The sequence below is a fragment of the Kitasatospora sp. NPDC001660 genome (assembly GCF_053596725.1).
Genome location: NZ_JBSFGU010000016.1, coordinates 76,222 through 95,436, shown reverse-complemented (window position 1 = coordinate 95,436; position 19,215 = coordinate 76,222). Strand labels below are relative to the sequence as shown.

At 71.4% G+C, this 19,215-nt stretch carries 14 protein-coding genes and 1 pseudogene; 11 read left to right on the top strand and 4 right to left on the bottom strand.

Annotated features, from left to right (window positions below; all coding sequences use genetic code 11):
- Window positions 1–35: 35 nt before the first annotated feature.
- From ACWCXH_RS19465 to ACWCXH_RS19415, 11 genes and pseudogenes are all read left to right on the top strand, one after another.
- Window positions 36–737 (top strand): TetR/AcrR family transcriptional regulator, encoded by a 702-nt coding sequence (locus tag ACWCXH_RS19465; RefSeq protein ID WP_449802661.1) that lies wholly within the window; start codon window positions 36–38, stop codon window positions 735–737.
- A 96-nt stretch (window positions 738–833) separates the two neighbouring features.
- Window positions 834–1,538 (top strand): peptidylprolyl isomerase, encoded by a 705-nt coding sequence (locus ACWCXH_RS19460; RefSeq protein WP_449802660.1) that lies wholly within the window; start codon window positions 834–836, stop codon window positions 1,536–1,538.
- A 133-nt stretch (window positions 1,539–1,671) separates the two neighbouring features.
- Complete coding sequence (locus ACWCXH_RS19455) at window positions 1,672–2,010, top strand: MazG-like family protein (protein ID WP_449802659.1); 339 nt, start codon at window positions 1,672–1,674, stop codon at window positions 2,008–2,010.
- 1,907 nt (window positions 2,011–3,917) lie between these two features.
- Entirely contained in the window at window positions 3,918–8,003 is a 4,086-nt protein-coding gene (locus tag ACWCXH_RS19450; protein WP_449802658.1) for an amino acid adenylation domain-containing protein, read from the top strand.
- Between the two features lie 59 nt (window positions 8,004–8,062).
- A complete protein-coding gene (epsC, locus tag ACWCXH_RS19445; protein ID WP_449802657.1) occupies window positions 8,063–8,662 on the top strand; it encodes a serine O-acetyltransferase EpsC in 600 nt (199 codons plus the stop codon).
- Between the two features lie 48 nt (window positions 8,663–8,710).
- A pseudogene (locus ACWCXH_RS19440) lies at window positions 8,711–9,964 on the top strand (ATP-grasp domain-containing protein); the annotation flags it as partial.
- Entirely contained in the window at window positions 9,965–10,963 is a 999-nt protein-coding gene (locus ACWCXH_RS19435; protein ID WP_449802723.1) for a PLP-dependent cysteine synthase family protein, read from the top strand.
- The gene (locus tag ACWCXH_RS19430; RefSeq protein ID WP_449802656.1) at window positions 10,960–12,228 is read left to right on the top strand and encodes an ATP-grasp domain-containing protein; all 1,269 of its coding nucleotides are present in this window, start codon (window positions 10,960–10,962) and stop codon (window positions 12,226–12,228) included. The genes ACWCXH_RS19435 and ACWCXH_RS19430 overlap by 4 nt, the downstream gene beginning before the upstream one ends.
- 67 nt (window positions 12,229–12,295) lie before the next feature.
- Entirely contained in the window at window positions 12,296–13,552 is a 1,257-nt protein-coding gene (locus ACWCXH_RS19425; RefSeq protein ID WP_449802655.1) for an ATP-grasp domain-containing protein, read from the top strand.
- Between the two features lie 8 nt (window positions 13,553–13,560).
- Window positions 13,561–14,829, top strand: coding sequence for an MFS transporter (locus tag ACWCXH_RS19420; RefSeq protein WP_449802654.1), 1,269 nt, complete (start codon window positions 13,561–13,563; stop codon window positions 14,827–14,829).
- A gap of 76 nt (window positions 14,830–14,905) precedes the next feature.
- Complete coding sequence (locus ACWCXH_RS19415; protein ID WP_329932195.1) at window positions 14,906–15,361, top strand: cupin domain-containing protein; 456 nt, start codon at window positions 14,906–14,908, stop codon at window positions 15,359–15,361.
- Window positions 15,362–15,497: 136 nt separating this feature from the next.
- On the opposite strand, the gene ACWCXH_RS19410 is transcribed toward ACWCXH_RS19415, so the two are convergent.
- The 4 genes from ACWCXH_RS19410 to ACWCXH_RS19395 all read right to left on the bottom strand — a co-directional run bounded on the left by ACWCXH_RS19410 (window position 15,498) and on the right by ACWCXH_RS19395 (window position 19,142).
- A complete protein-coding gene (locus ACWCXH_RS19410) occupies window positions 15,498–16,043 on the bottom strand; it encodes a nucleoside deaminase (RefSeq protein ID WP_449802653.1) in 546 nt (181 codons plus the stop codon).
- Between the two features lie 28 nt (window positions 16,044–16,071).
- Window positions 16,072–16,908 (bottom strand): LLM class flavin-dependent oxidoreductase, encoded by an 837-nt coding sequence (locus ACWCXH_RS19405; protein WP_449802652.1) that lies wholly within the window; start codon window positions 16,906–16,908, stop codon window positions 16,072–16,074.
- Between the two features lie 111 nt (window positions 16,909–17,019).
- Complete coding sequence (locus ACWCXH_RS19400) at window positions 17,020–18,330, bottom strand: geranylgeranyl reductase family protein (protein ID WP_449802651.1); 1,311 nt, start codon at window positions 18,328–18,330, stop codon at window positions 17,020–17,022.
- 113 nt (window positions 18,331–18,443) lie between these two features.
- A complete protein-coding gene (locus tag ACWCXH_RS19395; RefSeq protein WP_449802650.1) occupies window positions 18,444–19,142 on the bottom strand; it encodes a demethylmenaquinone methyltransferase in 699 nt (232 codons plus the stop codon).
- Window positions 19,143–19,215: the final 73 nt, after the last annotated feature.

Genomic DNA, 19,215 nt, shown 5'->3' with positions numbered 1-19,215 from the left:
CACCGCGGCAAGCCTTAATGCGACTGGAGTCGACTTTGAGTGAGAATTCCGAGACCCCGACCCCGCACACCCCCACCCCCCGCCCCGGCGGTCGGAGCGCCCGGGTACGGGCGGACGTGGTCGCCGCGACGCTGGCCGAGGTCACCGAGAAGGGGTACGACGGCCTCACCGTCGAGGCGGTCGCGGCCCGTTCCGGCGTCCACAAGGCGACTCTCTACCGTCGCTGGGGCGGCGTGGACGGACTGGTCGCGGACGCCCTGACGGCCTCCGCCGACCAGCCCTGGCCCCTGCCCGACACCGGGGACCTCTGCGGCGATCTCCGCCGGATCACCCACGAGGTGTTCGCCGTCTTCACCGACCCCGACCTGGGCCCGACCCCCACCGCGCTGATCGCGGCCGCCCAGCGCTCCGACGCCGGCGCCGCCGCCCTGCGCGCCTTCTTCGCGGCCCGCCACCACCAGGCCGCCGAAGTGGCCGAACGGGCCGTCGCCCGCGGCGAGTTGCCCGCCGGCACGGACGGCGCCGAGGTCGTCCGAGCCGCGACCGCCCCGCTCTACTACCGCCTGTTCGTCACCGGCGAGCCGCTCGACGCCCTCACCGCCGAGCGAGCCGCCGACGCCGCCGCCCTGGCAGCCCGCGCCGGACTGTTCACCACCGCCCCTGCCACCCCAACCCACCCCGCTACTCCGACCGGCGAGATGCTCTCCGCCAACCACCGAACCCCGGAGGCAATCTGACGATCCACCATCACCACACCTACACCGCCGCCACGACCGAAACCGGAGCCACGCCACCCCCTACCGGATCGCCATCCGGCCGTGGATGATGCCTCCATGACAATCCCGCCGTCCACCACCCCCCGGAAGGCCCGTCACGTGAAGCGCAAGCAGTGGGCGCTGGTCGCCGCCGCCACCGTCCTCCCGCTCGTCGCGAGCACCGGCACCGCCGTCGCGGACACCCCCGCCCCGGCCCCGAACGCCGCCTGCACCTACACCCCGGCCGTGCCGGCCGACGACTTCAAGGGCATCCCGGTCTTCGACCCCGAGGAGGCCGCCGAGCCCTACCGCGCGACCCTGCGGACCGACCAGGGCCGGATCACCTTCGAGGCTCTGACCGACAAGGCCCCCTGCACCACGTTCTCGTTCCGCTTCCTCGCCGAGAACGACTACTTCGACCGCACCCACTGCCACCGCCTCACCACCCAGCGGATCTACGTCCTCCAGTGCGGGGACCCCACCGGGACGGGCAGCGGCGGCCCGGGCTACTCCTTCCCCGACGAGAACCTGACCGGCGCCACCTACCCGGCCGGCACCGTGGCCATGGCCAACGCCGGACCGAACACCAACGGCAGCCAGTTCTTCTTCGTCTGGAAGGACACCAAACTCTCCCCCGCCTACACCCCGTTCGGCCGGGTCACCGCGGGCCTGGACGTCCTGCAGAAGATCGCCGCCGGCGGCGAGGACGACCAGAACGGCCCCGGCGACGGCTACCCCACCCTGCCGGTGAACATCCGCCACGTGAAGATCAGCACGTACTGACGGCCCCACCCGCCGACGGCCCCGCACCCGCCCGGCCAACAGCCCCGCGTGCAGGGCCCGACACGCAGCTCCGGCGCTCCCGTACGGTGGCAGCACCAACGACACCGCACGGGAGCGACGGGAGCAGCACCGCATGGACAGCAGGATCTGGGAGAGCGTCGACCACCTGGTCGCCTGGCTCGACGAGGAGAGCACGCAGTCACCCCAGGAGGAGCGCCTGCTGCGGATCCTCAAGCTCTCCGAGGAGGTCGGCGAGGTCGGTGCCGCGGTGATCGGTGCCACCGGCCAGAACCCGCGCAAGGGGGTCACCCACACCTGGGAGGACGTCCAGCACGAGCTCTGCGACGTCGTCTTCTCCGCGCTCGTCGCCCTGCGGACGCTCACCCCGGACGCGGCTCGGGTGTTCGCCGACCGCCTCGCCTACGTCGAGCAGCGCTCGGCCGCCAGTCGCACGCCCCCGCAGGCAACTTGATGCCACGTCACAGCTTCTTCGGCGGCGCTTCCGGCGATCCCGTTGACGATCGGATTGCCGCTACCTAGCCTGAGCCGACATGGCCCGGTCGCCTCACCGGCGATCGACCGCGCCCCCTGTTCGCCGAGTGCGCCCACCCCGCGCCGGCCGGCGACGACCCGGCTCCACCCCGATCGACCGGAATCACCACGGCGCCCCTCCGGCTCCCTTCCGGCGCTCATCGCACCGACACCGCCGCTCCCTGCCACCCCGCAGGCGAAGACGCCATCGCGAGCCGGCAAGGACCATCGCCCCGCCCGCCGCACGCCGCCTTGGCGCGGGCCACACCCGTGCCAAGCTCCGCCGCACGCCGCGCCACCGCAACCGCGCGCTGCACCGCCGCCGCGCACCGCCCCCCGGCGTCGGCCGCACTCACGCCGAACACGCTGCACCGCCGCAGCACCGCCGGCACTGGCCGCGCCCGCGCCAAGCGCCACCGCGCACGGCTCCGCCACGCACGGCACCTCCCGCAGCGTCGCGCACCACGCAGCGCCACAGCACCGCGCACCGCCACAGCACCGCGCCGCCGCGCGGACACCAAGCACGGCCGGCACGCCGCACCTGAGCATGCCCCGCACCGACGCCCTCCACCGAGGAGGGCAGGCATTGCACCACGGCAGCTATTGCGACATGATCGCAATAGCTTGTCAGATGCAGCAGTGAGGGAGGGGTGACGATGGCCGGATCGCCGAGGCTCCCGACGATCGAGCCGCCCCGCGCCGCCACCCACCCCGCCCGAACGCCCACCACCGCGACCCCCGCAACCCGCCTCACCCGCACAGCCCCCGCGCCCCCGCCCCACGCCCCACGCCGGCGCATCCAGCCCCCGCGGACACCTGACTCTGATTCAGAACCCGTGCCCGAAAGCGGCTTTGAGCGATTCCCCTTGCCGCCCTGGCAAGATTAAGCATGTACATGCCCATTGCCCGGCCATCCGGCACTCCAACCTCGCCGGAAAGCCCGCCGGCACCGCGGCCAACACGTCTCCGGCATCAATCAACCTGGCGCAAACATCACGGCCGCCAAGAAACCGCCACGGGAAAGCGCGCGACACAGGATGGATCGGTCACCATCAAACCGGTGTGTCGACGATCACACTCAAGGTCGTGAACCAGAAGAATTCTGACGGAAAGTCATCGCATCACGACGCCGCGTAAGAAGATGCCGCCGCCCGGATGACGCGCTCCGACCACCCGCGAACCCGCCGAGGCGCGGTCGGCCACCGCCCGTGACCACGGCAAATGGCTCCGGACGGTCACGCGACGACCACCGAACGCAGGGTCCGCCGTCGCGGCATTCGCACAGCCCGCCAGGTGCGAGCCGCGCCTGAGCTGCGCACGAGCTGCACACGCAGGGCATGCGCGGAGCGTCTTCGGGGATTTACAACGCGAGTCTTCCGGTTTTAGAGTCATCGCCGACGGAAGAGCGCTTGACCGGCCCGGATAGCACGGACACACCACAGCACATCCGACTATTCAGATGCCGGCCAACCGACGGTCGAGGGGGAGGCGTAGTGTTGTTTCTGCAAGGGGGCGCAGGGGAGCGCCCGAACCTCTGTTGTAAGTAATCCGATTCAGCCTGAGCATCGGCTGGACGCCGCGCGGTCATGAGAACTCCCTTATGGACCGCGACTGTTCGAGCTAGTGTCATGCCCACGTAATTTTCTTTTGGCATCCTGTTTACGCGCTTTTCGCATGCCCTCTTCGCCGGGGTCAATGCACCGCGATAACAGGCGGTCGCGGCCGCGGTCACATTTTCTGGCATCGGCCATATCGGCATGCACCCTTGTCGGCTATGCGCTCGAAGAATGACGAATTCGAGGAATGATGGCGATATTCACAGGGTCCGAGGAATTGACTCTTTCGAACATGCTGCGCTCGGCCACGCTTGTCCAGCCCGACCGGACCGCCGTTTCCTGTGGCGCCGAGCGACTGACCTTCCAGCAGCTCAGCGACCGTAGCGAGCACATCGCCGACCACCTGCGGCAACTCGGCGTGCGGCCGGACGAGCCGGTCGGCATCTTCATGGAACCGTCCGTCGATCTCATGGCCAGCGTCTGGGGCGTGCTGCACGCCGGTGCTGCGTATCTGCCGCTGTCACCTGAGTATCCGGACGAGCGCGTTCGGTACATGGTGGTGGACTCGCGGACCAAGGTCATTCTGGCCGACACGTCCCTGACATCCCGGGTGGCCGCCATGGCGCCGCCGGAAACAAAGATCATCACTCTCGCCGAGGCGGCCTCCGGGACGTTCGCCGCCACGAACACCGCGGACACCGCAGACGCCACGAACATCACCGACACCGCGGACACCACCGACACCGCGGCCGCCGCCGACGAATCCCCCCGGGAGGCGAGGGGCGACAACGGCGACTCCCTCGCGTACGTCATCTACACCTCCGGGAGCACGGGCAACCCGAAGGGCATCGGCATCGAGCAGCACAGCATCGTCGCCCAGATGCGCTGGATGGCCGACGAGCAGGGCCTCGACCAGACCCGGACGGTGCTGCAGAAGACGCCGCTGAGCTTCGACGCTGCCCAGTGGGAGATCCTCGCGCCCGCCTGCGGCGCCAGCGTGGTGATGAGCGAGCGCGGGGTCTACGCCGACCCGAACGGCCTCCTCGACCTGATCGTCGCTCATGATGTGACGACACTTCAGGGTGTTCCGACGCTCATTCAGGCGCTCGTCGACAGTGGACGGTTGCCCGACTGCACTTCCCTCACCCAGATCTTCAGCGGCGGCGAGGCGCTCACCAAGAGCCTCGCGGTCGAGGTCTTCGACGCGCTGCCGGACTGCGACCTGATCAACCTGTACGGCCCGAGCGAGTGCACCATCAACTCCTCGGCCCTCACGGTCGACCGGGACACGGTGCGCCAGGGCCCGGACCACATCTCCATCGGCCGGCCGGTGCGGGGCCTCAGCTTCCACATCCTCGACGCCGCCCGGAATCCGGTCGCGCCCGGAGAGTCGGGCGAGCTCTACATCGCCGGCGTCCAGGTGGCCCGCGGGTACCTGAACCGTGACGACCTGACGGCCGAGCGGTTCATCCCCAACCCGTTCTCCGACGACCCCGACCACGACCGCCTGTACCGCACCGGCGACCTCACCCGCTGGAACGACGACGGCACCGTGCAGTTCCTCGGCCGCACCGACAGCCAGGTCAAGCTGCGCGGGTTCCGGGTCGAGCTGGACGAGATCAAGGTGTCCATCGAGTCCCACGACTGGGTGAAGCGGGCCGCCGTCCTGGTCCGCGACGACCAGCGGACCGGCGCCAACCTCATCGCGTTCATCGAGCTCGACCCCAACCAGGCCTCGCTGATGGACCAGGGCAACCACGGCGCCCACCACCAGTCGAAGAAGAGCAAGCTCCAGCTCAAGGCCCAGCTCGCCGGCCTGGGCGTGCGCGACGAGCCCGGCCTGCCGGCCGTCGCACTGGAGGGTCGGCAGGAGACGCCCGAGCAGCGGCGCACGGCGTTCGCCCGCAAGACGTACCGGTTCTACGAGGGCGGCGAGGTCACCAGGGACGACGTCCTGAACCTGCTCGCCCGCCCGGCCGGCGAGGCGACCGCACCCCGCACCCCGGACACCCTGACGCCTGCCGAACTCGGCGCGCTGCTACGCAACTTCGGCCAGTTCACCAGTACCGAGCGGCTGCTGCCCAAGTACGGCTACGCCTCCCCGGGATCGCTGTACGCCACCCAGCTCTACCTGGAGCTGTCGGGCGTCGCGGGCCTCGAACCCGGCTACTACTACTTCCACCCGGTCGACCACAGCCTCGTGCTGATCAGCCCGGCCCCCGCCGGCGAACCGCGGCTGAAGGCCCACTTCATCGGGCGCCGGTCGGCCATCGAGGCGGTCTACCTCAACAACATCCAGGAGGTCCTCCAGTTCGAGGCCGGTCACATGGTCGGCCTGTTCGACCATGTGCTGCCCGGCTACGGCCTGCGGATCACCGCCCGCGACGGCGAGCCCGCCGTCAAGGACCTCCTGCGCTGCCCCGACGAGGACTACTACCTGGCCACCTACGAGGTGGAGAGCGCCGCGGCCCCGGCCGACGCCGACCCGGTCGACCTCTACGTGCAGGCCCACCCCGGCCGGATCGCCGACCTGCCCGCCGGCCAGTACCGCTACGTCGACGGCGAACTGGTCCGGATGTCCGACGAGTTGGTCCGCAAGCAGCACGTCATCGCGATCAACCAGGAGGTGTACCAGCGCGCCAGCTTCGGGGTCAGCATGATCGGCCGGGCGGACGAGCCCTGGCAGCGCTACACCGACCTCGGCCGCGAGCTGCAGCGCCTGCAGCTGAACGACCTCGGCCTCGGCCTGATGTCCTCCGGCTACAGCTCGGAGACCGGCAACCCGCTGTCGGCCGCCCGCCGCATCGCGGAGATCGTCGGGCTCGGCCCGGACACCGCCTCCTACTTCGCCGTCGGCGGCCGCATCAGCGAGGAGCAACGGCTCAGCGAGGGCATGAAGGAGGACTCCGTCCACATGCGTGGACCGGCCGAGATCGTCAAGGACAACCTCGCCGACGCGATGCCCCCCTACATGGTGCCCAACCGGGTCACCGTGCTGAACGCCTTCCCGCTCACCCCCAACGGCAAGGTCGACCACCAGGCGCTGCGCGAGCTGGACAAGGCCGCCGTGGACGACACCGAGACTCCGGTGATCCTGCCCCGCACGCCCACCGAGGAGGCGATCGCCACCCTGTGGCGGATCGTCCTGAAGCAGGAGCGGGTCTCGATCCGCGACGACTTCTTCGGCTCCGGCGGGCACTCGCTCACCGCGGTCAACCTGATCAGCCGCATCAACAAGGAGCTCGGCGCGAGCCTCCCGCTCCAGGTGCTGTTCGAGGCTCCGACCATCGCCGAGCTGGCCCGGCGGGTGGACCGCGAGCCCTCGACGACCTCGTCGCGGCTGGTGCGCCTGCGCGCGGGCGAGGAGGGCCGCCGGCCCGTCTTCTGCTGGCCCGGGCTCGGCGGCTACCCGATGAGCCTGCGGCTGCTCGCGAGCCGGCTCGACCTGACGTCTCCGTTCCTCGGCGTCCAGGCCTACGGCATCAACGCCGGCGAGACCGCGTACCCGACCTTCGACGAGATGGTCGCCCGGGACATCGAGCTCATCCGCGAGGTCCAGCCGAACGGCCCCTACACGCTGTGGGGTTACTCCTTCGGCGCCCGGGTCGCGTTCGAGGTGGCCTACCAGCTGGAGCGCGCCGGCGAGCAGGTCGACGAGGTGATCCTCCTCGCGCCGGGCAAGCCCCCGGTGGAGGCGCACCTGGAGGCGCCCGCCGACGCGGCGGCCAGCTTCACCGACCCCACGTTCGTCGCGATCCTCTACTCCGTCTTCTCCGGGAACCTGGAGCAGTCGGCGGTCGAGCAGTGCCTGGCGGCGACGCACGACGAGGCCAGCTTCGTCGACTTCGTCTGCGGCCGGTTCGAGCACCTGGAGCGCGACCTGGTACGGCGGATCACCGACGTGGTGTGGCGGACCTTCCTGTTCGAGTACGCCCCCGAGGAGCTGGCCGAGCGCACCGTCTCGGCGCCGGTCACGGTGTTCCGGGCGGACGGGGACCAGGCCTCGTTCATCGACTCGGGCTTCGCGCTGACGGCCAAGGCCCCCACGATCACCCAGCTGAAGGCCGACCACTACGGCCTGATCCGCTCCGGCGGAATCGACGAACTCACCTCCGCCATCAAGTCCGCACGGCTCATGAGGAAGGTCACCGGCGTGCCGCACGTCAACATCAAGCACTTCCCGAACAACCTCGACGCTCAGCAGATCTCCGACCTGGTCGAGGCGATCACCAGCGCCGTGAAGACCGCGTTCTCGGTCGACGAGGGCGCCGTGTCCATCGCCCTGGAGCCGGTCGAGCAGGACGTCTGGAACGAACGGGTCTACGTCCCGGAGATCGTCGAGGGCGCCGGCACGCTGGTCAAGGTCCCGAACTACTGAGCCCGGTCACCACATCCGACGGAGCAGCGGGGAGCAGGCCATGACAGACGGAGGACGGCATGCGTAGGACGATCGCCAGGGCGAAGGAAGACCTCTCCGTGATCGTCGAGCGGGACCCTTCGATCCGCACGCGGAGAGAGGCGCTCCTGCATCCGGCTCTGCCGGCCCTGTGGGCACACCGGGTGGCGCACGTCCTCCACACCGGGGGGCACCGCCAGGCCGCACGGGTGCTGGCGTACGTGGCGCGCGCCGTGACCGGTGGCATCGAGATCCATCCGGGCGCCCGGCTGGGCCGGCGGGTGTTCATCGATCACGGGGCCGCCGTGGTGATCGGCGAGACCGCCGTGATCGGTGACGACGTCACGATCTTCCACCAGGTCACCCTCGGCGCGGTCGGCTTCTGGCGGGACTCCTGGCGCAAGCCCGGTGCCCGCCGCCACCCGGTGGTCGGCGACCGGGTGGTCATCGGGACGAACGCGATCGTGCTCGGTCCGGTCACCGTCGGGGACGACGCGCTGATCGGCGCCGGCGCGCTCGTGCTGGCCGACGTGCCGCCCGGTGCCCGGGTGATGGCCCCCGCGGCCAAGGTGGCGCAGCGGGTGCCCGTCGAGGAGTCCTCGCAGCTGCTGCGCACCCTGGCCACCTCCGGCTGCTGGTAGCCGGCCCCTCCCCCAGTCCATCGCAAGTCAGCCCGACCGCATGTCGGCATGCCAACGGAGGCATACGTGATCCATGTAGGTGTTCTGGAGAGCAACCTCTCCGGTTCCGGGTTCGAGGGTCTGCAGATCCTCAAGGAACTCGACTGCCGCGTGACCTTCTTCACCCGCGACCTGGACCGGTACCTCGAAGTGCCGGGCGGCCCCGCCTACTTCGACAAGTACGTCGACGAGATCGTCCACTGCGAGACGAACATCCTCGACGAGCTCATGCCCCACGTGCACGCGGCCGCGGCGGAGCACCCCTTCAACGCGTTCCTGACGCTGGCCGAGTACGACGTGGTCGTGGCCGCCGAGGTGGCGATCCTGCTGGGCCTGCCGACGGTCAGCGTCGAGGGTGTCGCGACCGCCCGCAACAAGGCGCTGATGCGCCGTCGCTGTGCCGAACTGGGCGTCGCGATGCCGGCGTTCCGTACCGTGCAGACCCCGGAGGAGGCCGCCGCGGCGGCGGCGGAGATCGGTCTGCCGTGCGTGGTGAAGCCGGCCGACGAGACCAGCAGCGCGGACGTCAAGCTGGTGGAGACCGCGCAGGAGGCCGCCGAGCACGTGGCGCTGATCCGGTCGCGGATCGAGAACACCCGCGGTCAGAGCCGCTACCACGAGCTGATGGTCGAGGAGTTCGTCACCGGCCCCGAGGTCAGCGTGGAGGTGCTGGCGGAGGGCGACCGCTTCGAGGTGCTCGGTGTGACCGACAAGTCGGTCACCGGCCAGGGCTACTTCGTCGAGCTGGGTCACAGCTTCCCGTCGAGCCTGCCGGAGACGACGGTCCGCGCGATCGGCGACCTCGCGGTGGAGGCTCTGCGCGCGGTCGGCTTCGACCTCGGCATGGCGCACGTCGAGATCAAGGTGACCCCGTCGGGGCCGAAGCTCGTGGAGATCAACCCCCGGCCCGCCGGCGGGAAGATCACCTACCTGGTCGACCGGGCGCTCGGCATCCGTTCGCTGGAGCTGGTGTCGCGCCAGTACCTGGGCGAGCCGCTGCCGGCCGAGGTCGTGCCGGCCAAGCCGGTCGGCGGCGCCGCGATCCGGTACCTGACCGCCCCGGCCGGCCGGGTCGTGTCCGTCGGCGGCCAGGACCGCGCCGCCGCGCAGCCCGGCGTGGAGGAGGTCGTCGTCAAGCCGAAGCCCGGCGACGTCCTGCACGAGGTGCGCCGCAACGGCGACCGTGCCGGCCACGTCCTGGTGATCGCCGAGAGCGCGCAGCTCGCGGCGCGCACCGCCGAGGCCGCCGCCCGCGAGATCATCATCCGGACCGAGCCGGCCGCCGCCCGCCCCGTCGCGCAGTCGCTGGTCGACCTGATCGGCCGCACGCCGCTGCTGGAGCTGGCGATGGACCGGATCGTGGACGGCGTCCCGGCCGACGCGACCGTGCTCGCGAAGCTGGAGCTGTTCAACCCGTGGTCCAGCAGCAAGGACCGCGCCGCGCTGTCGATGCTCCGGGCCGCCGAGGAGCGCGGGGAGCTCACCCCGGGCAACGGCACCGTGATCGAGGCGACCTCGGGCAACACCGGCATCTCGCTGGCCGCGCTGGCGGCGGCCCGCGGCTACCGCTGCGTCATCGTGCTGCCGGACAACGCGACGCAGGAGCGCGTGACGATGCTGCAGTCGCTCGGCGCCGAGGTGGTGCGCACCCCGCACACCGGCGGCTACCAGGCGGCGGTCGACAAGGCCGAGGAGCTGCACCGGCGGACCCCGGGCTCGTGGTTCTGCTGCCAGCACGACAACGCGGACAACGTCCGGGCGCACTACGAGTCGACCGGTCCGGAGATCTGGGCCGACACCGAGGGCCGGGTCGACGTGTTCGTCTGCGGCGTCGGCACCGGCGGCACGCTGAGCGGCACCGGCAAGTACCTGCGCGAGAAGAACCCCGCGGTGCGGATCGTGGCGGTGGAGCCGGCGGGTTCGCCGCTGCTGTCGGGCGGCGAACCGGGCACGCACTGCATCCCCGGCTTCAACGGCGGGTTCATCGCGCCGACGACGGACCGCGAGCTCATCGACGAGGTGATCCCGGTCGCGGACGCCGACGCGCTGCGCACCACCCGTCGGCTCGCCCTGCGGGCCGGCCTCATGGTCGGTGTCTCGGCCGGTGCGGTCGTGCACGCGAGCGGCGTCGTCGCGAGCCGTCCGGAGTTCCGGGGCAAGCGGATCGTCACCCTGCTGCCCGACACCGGCGAGCGCTACCTGAGCCTGCTCAACCGCGAGGCCGCGCCGGTGCCCGCCGCCGCCGGGGACGGTGCCCGTTGAACTCCGGGAACGACGGCCGGCCGCGCCTGCTGATGGTGATGCCGTACCGCCAGTTCGTCCGGAAGGCGCAGGCCGAGGGCTACTGGGTCGGTGCGATCTGGGACACCCGTCTGGAGTCCCCGCAGTACCTGGACGACGTGCGCGAGCTCGCGGACTTCTTCGTCCTGGCCGACTTCGAGGACCACGAGCGGCTCGGCCGCACCATCCGCGAGGTGGCCGAGGAGCAGGGCGCCTCGGTGGTGTACCACATCGGCCGCGAGGAGACGATGGTCACCGCGTACGAGGTGGCCGAGGAGCTGGGGGCGGAGCTCAACCCGGCTTCGGCGGTGCGCTGCCTGGCCGACAAGCACGCGATGCGCGACCTGCTGGCCGAGCGCGGCCTCTCCCCCGTGGCCTTCGAGGCCGCGCCGACCCGCCGGGAGGTGCCGGGCGCGGTCGAGCGGATCGGCCACCCGGTCGTGGTCAAGCCCTCCGCGCTCGCCGGCAGCCGCGGCGTGTTCCTGTGGCAGGGCCCGGAGGACCTGGCGACGTGGACCGCGCTGGTCGACGAGTACGGCTACGACGGCCCGTTCCTGGTCGAGGAGTACCTGCGCGGCCCCGAGTTCAGCGTCGAGACGCTGAGCGAGGACGGCCGCCACCAGGTCGTCGGGATCACCGAGAAGGTGCTCGGCCCGCCGCCGCTGTTCGTGGAGGCCGGGCACGTCCACCCGGCGCCGCTGCCCGACGACCGCCGCGCGGCGATCGAGCAGTTGACCACGGACTTCCTCACGGCCTGCGGCTACCGGTTCGGCCCGGCGCACACCGAGGTGATCCTGACCGGGCGCGGCCCGCGCATCGTCGAGTCCCAGGCCCGCCTGGGCGGCGACCGGATCCCGCGGCTCGTCCAGCTGGCCACCGGCCTGGACGTCGAGCAGGCGATCTTCGCGAGCATGGCGGGCACGCCGACGAAGGTCCCCGCCCCGACGGCGACGGCGCTGGTGCACTTCTTCACCTTCCCGCCCGGCCGGGTCGACGAGGTCCGCGGCGTGGCGCAGGCCGAGCGGTTCGGCTTCGTCGACGAGCTGAGCATCCGCCTGCGGCCCGGGGACACCGTCCCGGAGGTCCGCGACTCCAAGAGCCGGCACGGGCACGTGGTGGTCTCCGGTGCCTCCCCCGAGGAGGCGCGGGCCCGCCTCGCGGAGGTGCTCGCCACCGTCGAGGTCGTCGTCGACGGCGTGCCGACGCGCGCGGCCGGCCACACCGGCGCGGTCGGGGCCCCCGCATGAGCCGCGGCCCCGTCACGGATTTCGCAGTGCCCAGTCAGTGCTCCGTCCCAGCAACCAGGAGGTTGGCATGACCGCCCCCGACCCGAACGCACAGGTGGTGTTCGTCGGCTACAACGCGGCGTACCTGCGCGCCATCGACGGGAAGGTCCCCAGCGGGTCCGTCGTGGTGATCGAGGAACCCGACATCATCCGCAAGCGGGAGCTGCAGGACGCGGCGTCGCGCTTCGACTGCCTGGAGCGGATCGTCGCGGCCGGGTACCAGCAGTCGACCGAGGCCCTGGAGCTGGCGGTCGAGCTGGCCGCCGAGCGTCCGGTCGCCGCCGTCGTGCCGGGCCTGGAGTACGCGGTCCCGGCGACGGCCGCCCTGGCCGAGAAGCTCGGGCTGCCCGGCGCCACCGAGGAGGCCGCGCAGGCGCTGCGCGACAAGGCCCGGCTGCGCGAGGTCTCCGGTGCCGGCGGCGTGCGCAACCCGCGCTGGCGGGAGGTGTTCGGGCCCGAGGACATCCTCGACTTCGCCGGGGACGGCCCGGTGGTCGTCAAGCCGGCGAACCGGCAGGCGAGCGTGGGCGTGCAGCTGCTGGACTCGGTCGACGCCGCCAGTGCGGCGCTGGCCTGGGAGCGGACGTCGTCCGCCTCGGAGTACGAGCAGGTGCCCGACCGTGAGCTGCGCTGGCGGTTCCTGGCCGAAGAGCGCCTGCAGGGGCCCGAGTTCAGCGTCGAGGCGCTGGTGCGCGAGGGCGAGGTCATCTTCGAGAACGTCACCGCCAAGTCGGTGATCGAGGGGCCGTACCCGGTCGAGCTCGGTCACCTGCTGCCCGCCCCGCTCGACGACGACACGCAGGCCGCGTTCGCCACGGCGATCCGTCAGCTGGTCGCGTCCACGGGCTTCCGGACCGGCATCCTGCACGCCGAGTGGATCCTCACCGAGGACGGCCCGACGCTGGTCGAGTGCGCGGGCCGCTGCCCGGGCGACTACCTGATCGACCTGGTCGACCTGGCCTACGACACGAAGATCCGGCTGACGCTGATCGACCTGCTCGCCGGCCGGCCGGTCAGCCTGCCCAGCACCTCGCAGCGCACCTCGGCGATCAGGTTCCTGGCCGCCGAGCCGGGCACCGTCACCGAGATCTCCGGCCTGGAGACGGCCAAGGAGCTGCCCGGCGTGCACGACGCCGAGGTGGACGTCGTGGTCGGCCAGGAGGTCCGGCCGTGGGCGTCGTCCTGGGACCGTGCCGGGCACGTCATCGCGACCGGGCCGGACGCGGCCGGCACGCTCCGGCGCGTGCTGGACGCGGACGCCGCCATTCGCATCGCAACCGACTGAGGAACGACATGTCTGTTCTGTGGCAGCGCATCCGCGGCCTGCGCGGGTCCATGCCGGGCGGCTCGGTCGGCTGGCGCCTCGCCGTCATGGCGACGATCAACGCGGTCGGCACGGGCGCCTTCCTGTCCGTGTCGGTGCCCTTCATCACCAGGTCGGTGGGCCTGTCCGAGGGCGACCTCGGCCTCGGCCTGACCCTGTCCGCGACCATCGCCCTCGGCACGGCGATCCCGATCGGCATCCTCGCCGACCGGATCGGCCCCAAGAAGGTGCTGGTCGGGGTCAGCCTGTGGCGCAGCGTCTGCTTCCTGGTGTACCCGTTCGTCCGGAACCTCTGGGAATTCCTGGCCGTGGTCTGCGTCCTGGGGCTGGTCGACAAGGCCGCCGCGCCGATGGAGCAGGCCCTGGTGGGGACGGCGGTGTCGAGCGACGAGCGGATCAAGATGATCGCGATCCTGCGCTCGATCCGCAACGTCGGCTTCACCGTCGGCGCCCTCGCGGGTGGAATCGGACTGTTGATAGATACCCGGGCGGGGTATACTGGGATCCTGCTGCTGAACGCCACGACGCTCGCGGTGCTCGCCCTGCTGGCCTCCCAGCTCCCGGTGCGCGGCACGCCGGCGACGAGCCTGCGGCGGCGGTTCTCGATGAGCGTGCTGCGGGACGGGTCGTTCCTGTCGTTCACCGGGATCAACGCGGTGCTGACGATGCACATGACCCTGCTGAGCATCGGTATCCCGATGTGGATCACCGGGCACACCGGTGTATCGTCCGCGGTGATCTCCCCCCTGGTGGCGGTCAACACCGTCCTCGCGGTCGCCCTGCAGGTGCGGGCGAGCCGGGGGACCGACACCATCCCCGGCGCGGCCAAGGCCCTGGTCCGGGCCGGGTTCTCACTCGCCATCTGCTGCCTGCTGCTGATCGCGGCACCCGAGCTGCCGGTCGTCCTGGCGATCGGCGTCCTGCTCCTGGCCATGATCGCGCTGACCGGCGGCGAGCTGTGGCAGTCCGCCGGCGGCTGGGGCGCCTCCTACCTGCTCGCGGTGCCCGGCCAGGAGGGCGTCTACCTCTCGGTCTTCTGGCTCGGCCTGGCCGTGCAGCAGATCGCCGCACCGATCCTGGTCAGCCTGGTCGTCACGACCGGGGCCGTCGGGTGGGTCGTGCTCGCCGCCCTCTTCGCCGCCTGCGGTCTCGCCGCGCCGGCGATCGGCCGGTGGGCGCAGGCCCAGGCGGACGCCCGGGCCCCGCAGGAAGACGCCGCCCTGGCCGAGGCCAAGTAACCACCCAAGCAACCGACCACCGAAAGACCCGGCCCGTCCGACGGGTCGTCACTTGTGAAACACACTGAGGAGAGACATGTCCATCCCCCTGTATGTTCCGGCCGGTGGCGGCGAGTTCGCGAGCATCCGCGACGGCCGCAAGAAGACCTACTTCAAGCTCACGACCGAGCAGTCCAACGGGGAGTTCGGCTTCTTCGAGCACCACATGGCCCCGGAGGCCAACGGTGCCGCCCCGCACATCCACGACCAGTCCACCGAGATGTTCTACGTCGTCAAGGGCGAGATCGAGTTCACCATCGGCGACGAGAAGGTCGTCGGCGAGCCGGGCGCCTTCGCCTACGTCCCCAAGGGTGCGCCGCACGGCTTCACCAACCGAGGCAAGGAGGACGCCACCCTGCTGATCATGTTCTACCCGATCTTCAACCGCGAGGACTACTTCCGTGGCCTGGAGCGCCTCACGGCCAACGGCCGCAACCCCAGCCTCGAGGAGCTGCAGGAGCACATGGCGAAGTACGACCAGCGGATGGTCTGATCGTCGGTAGCCTGCCGGACAACGAGAACCGGGCCTGACAGCGGATCGCGGTCAGGCCCGGTTCCGTGTGTTCCCCACCGTCGTCACCGTTGTCCGCCGCCACCGGCTCCCGGCGGCGGCGGACAACGGCCGAGGCTCAGACCGCCGCGTCGATGCCGCGGAAGCGGCGCTGCAACTCACGCACCTCACCGGCGAGTTCGAGCGACGGGCCGGCCACCTCCAGCCCGGGGACGACGTCCCGCACCGACAGCGGGTTCAGCGGCGAGGTGATCGCCACGCCCCACTCGGCCAGCCAGCCGCGGTACTGCCGCGTCGAGCTCACGTAGACGATCCGGCCGAGGCCCGCCCAGCCGTGCGCGGCCGCGCACATCGGGCAGTGCTCGCCGGAGGTGTAGACGGTCGCCTTGGCCCGCTCCTCGGGGCTCAGGTTGACCGCGCCCCAGCGGGCCAGCTCGAACTCCGGGTGGCGGGTCGGGTCCCCGGTGCTGGACTCGCGGTTGCGGTCCTCCGCGAGGATCCTGCCGTCCGCCGAGACGAGCACGGAGCCGAACGGGTAGTCACCGGCCTCCACCGCCTCGGTCGCCAGCTCCACGCAGCGGCGCAGGTACGGCAGGTCGGACTCGGCGACGGCGGCGGCGCCGGCGACGTCGCTCTCGTGCAGGTCGTGGGCGTTGCTGGCCACGGGTACTCCGTCTCTCTGGGGGTGGTGGCTACGGTCGGTGCGCTGCGACGGTGGCCAGGGCCTGCCACGCCACCTCGGGCCGGAGCGTCTCGTTCGGGTCGCCGAGGTAGGGGTCGAGCAGCACGGTGTCGGCGCCGGTCAGGCGCAGCTGCTCGATGTCGCCGAGGATCTGCTCGATGGTGCCCTCGCCGGCCTTGCGGTCGGGCCCGTCGACGGGCTTGTCCGTCAGCCGCAGGAGGATGCGCGGCGCCAGCTCCGGCACCGGCCGCTGCTGCTCGTCGGCGATGGTCTTCAGCCGGCCCACCGCCTCCGCGAACCACGGCATGGTGAACCGCAGCGGGTGCCAGGGCGCGCCGAAGCGCACGGCCCGGCGCAGCGCGGCGTCGCTGTTGCCACCCACCCAGACCGGGATCCGCCCGCTGCCGTAGTCGGCCTCGTCGTCCCAGGCGGCCCGCATGGTGCGCAGGTACTCGTCGGTCAGCTTCCCGCGCCGTTCGAAGGGCACGCCGAGCGCCGCGAACTCCTCCTTGGCCCAGCCCACGCCGACGCCCAGGATCAGCCGCCCGCCGCTGAGTTGCTGCAGGTTGGCGGCCATCCGGGCCATCAGCAGGGGGTGCCGGTAGGGCACGATGAGGACGGTGGTGCCCAGCTGGACCCGGGTGGTGATGCCGGCGAGCCAGGAGAGCGTGGTGAAGGGCTCGAAGAACGGCGCCGGATACTGTTTGGCGACGTCCGGGGTGACCGCGACGTGGTCGGAGACCATCAGGAGGTCGAAGCCCAGGCCCTCGACGGTCTTGGCCCATTGGGCGAGGTGTTCCGGGTGAGTTCCGGGCCCGAAGTTGGGGACGTTCACGCCTATCCGCATGGCTGCCAGGCTAGCAATCGGCCTTCGTCCGCGGGCGGTTCTTGGCGATGCTTGATCAAATTTGTTGGTGCGGGCGGACGGTGGTGTTCCGTCCGCCCGCGGGGCCGTCCGTCAGGCGTTCGGCGCGACCCTGGCGAGGCCGTTGATGACGCGGTCCATGGCGTCGCCGCCCTGGGGGTCGGTGAGGTTGGCGAGGAGCTTGAGGACGAAGCGCATCAGCATCGGGTGGGTGAGCCCGCGCTGGGTGGCGATCTGCATGACCTGCGGGTTCCCGATGAGCTTCACGAAGGCGCGGCCGAGCGTGTAGTAGCCGCCGTAGACGTCCTTGAGGATGCGCGGGTAGGCCTGGAGCGCGCGCTCGCGTCCGCCGTCGGTGACGCGGGCGTGGGCCTGGACGACGACGCCGGCGGCGATCTTGCCGGATTCCATCGCGTAGGCGATGCCCTCGCCGTTGAACGGGTTGACCATGCCGCCGGCGTCCCCGACGAGCAGCAGCCCGCGGGTGTAGTGCGGCTGGCGGTTGAAGGCCATCGGCAGCGCGGCGCCGCGGATCGGGTCGGTCATGTTCTCGGGGGTGTAGCCCCACTCCTGCGGCATGCCGGCGCACCAGGCCTTGAGCACCTCGCGCCAGTCCAGTTCGCCGAACGCGGGCGAGGAGTTGAGGATGCCGAGGCCGACGTTGGAGGTGCCGTCGCCCATGCCGAAGATCCAGCCGTAGCCGGGCAGCAGCCGGCGCTGGCCGTCGCGGGTGTCCCACAGCTCCAGCCAGGACTCCAGGTAGTCGTCGTCGTGGCGCGGCGAGGTGAAGTACGTCCGGTACGCGACGCCCATCGGCCGGTCCTCGCGCCGGTGCAGGCCCATGGCGAGGGACAGCCGGGTGGAGTTGCCGTCGGCGGCGACGACGAGCGGGGCGCGGAAGGTGACCGGCCGCTTCTCCTCGCCGAGCCTGGCGGTGACGCCGACGATGCGCCCGGTGCGGTCGTCCAGCACCGGGCCGCTGACGTTGCAGCGCTCGTAGAGGCGGGCACCGGCCTTCTCGGCCTGACGGACCAGCAGCTCGTCGAAGTCGGCGCGCTTGCGGACCAGGCCGTAGTCGGGGAAGGAGGACAGCTCCGGCCAGTCGAGCTCCAGCCGCACCCCGCCGCCGATGATGCGCAGGCCCTTGTTGTGCAGCCAGCCGTTCCCGGTCGAGACGTCGATGCCCATGTCGACCAGCTGCTTGGTGGCGCGCGGGGTGAGGCCGTCGCCGCAGACCTTCTCGCGGGGGAAGGAGGTCTTCTCCAGCAGCAGCACGTCCAGCCCGGCCTGCGCGAGGTAGTACGCGGTGGTGGAGCCGGCCGGGCCCGCACCGACCACGATGACGTCCGCCGTGCTCTCGACGGTGCTGTCCGGCTTCGTCGGGTCGGCTGCGGTCTCGGACACGGTGGGCACTCTCCTGGAGCTACGGCGACGGGTGAACGGCGACTGCCGCCTCCGGCAGTCTAGGACGAAAGGCACACCCCGGTTCCCGCCCCCGGAGCGGGAACGGGCGGCGGCTACGCGACGGTCTTGTACGCCCGGTGCAGCGCGACGATCCCGCCGGTGAGGTTCCGCCAGGCGACCTTCGACCAGCCGGCCTCCTGCAGCCGGGCGGCCATCGCGGGCTGGTCCGGCCAGGCCCGGATGGACTCGGCGAGGTAGACGTAGGCGTCCGGGTTGCTGCTGACCGCGGTGGCGACCGGCGGCAGGGCGCGCATCAGGTACTCGGTGTAGACCGTGCGCAGCGGCGTCCAGGTCGGCGTGGAGAACTCGCAGAGCACGAGCTTGCCACCGGGCTTGGTGACCCGCTGCATCTCGCGCAGCGCCGCGTCCGGGTCGTGGACGTTGCGCAGCGCGAAGGAGATCGTCACCGAGTCGAAGGTGTCGTCCGCGAACGGCAGCCGGGTGGCGTCCCCGGCGGTGAGCGCCAGTTCAGGGTGGCGGTGCTTGCCCTCGGCGAGCATCCCGACGGAGAAGTCGCACGGGACGACCTTGGCGCCGGCCTCCGCGAAGGGCAGGGAGGAGGTGCCGGTGCCGGCCCCGAGGTCGAGCACGAGGTCCCCCGGTCCGGCGGCCACCGCCTCGGCCACCGCCCGGCGCCAGGCGCGGGCCTGGCCGAGGGAGAGCACGTCGTTGGTGCGGTCGTACTTGGCCGCGACGTCGTCGAACATGGCGGCGACTTCGTGCGGCTGCTTGTCCAGAGAGGCTCGGGTCACGCCCCCATTGTTCACCCTGGCGCCCGCGCCCGGAGCAACGGGGCAGCACGGAGCCCACCTCGCGCGCCCCTGG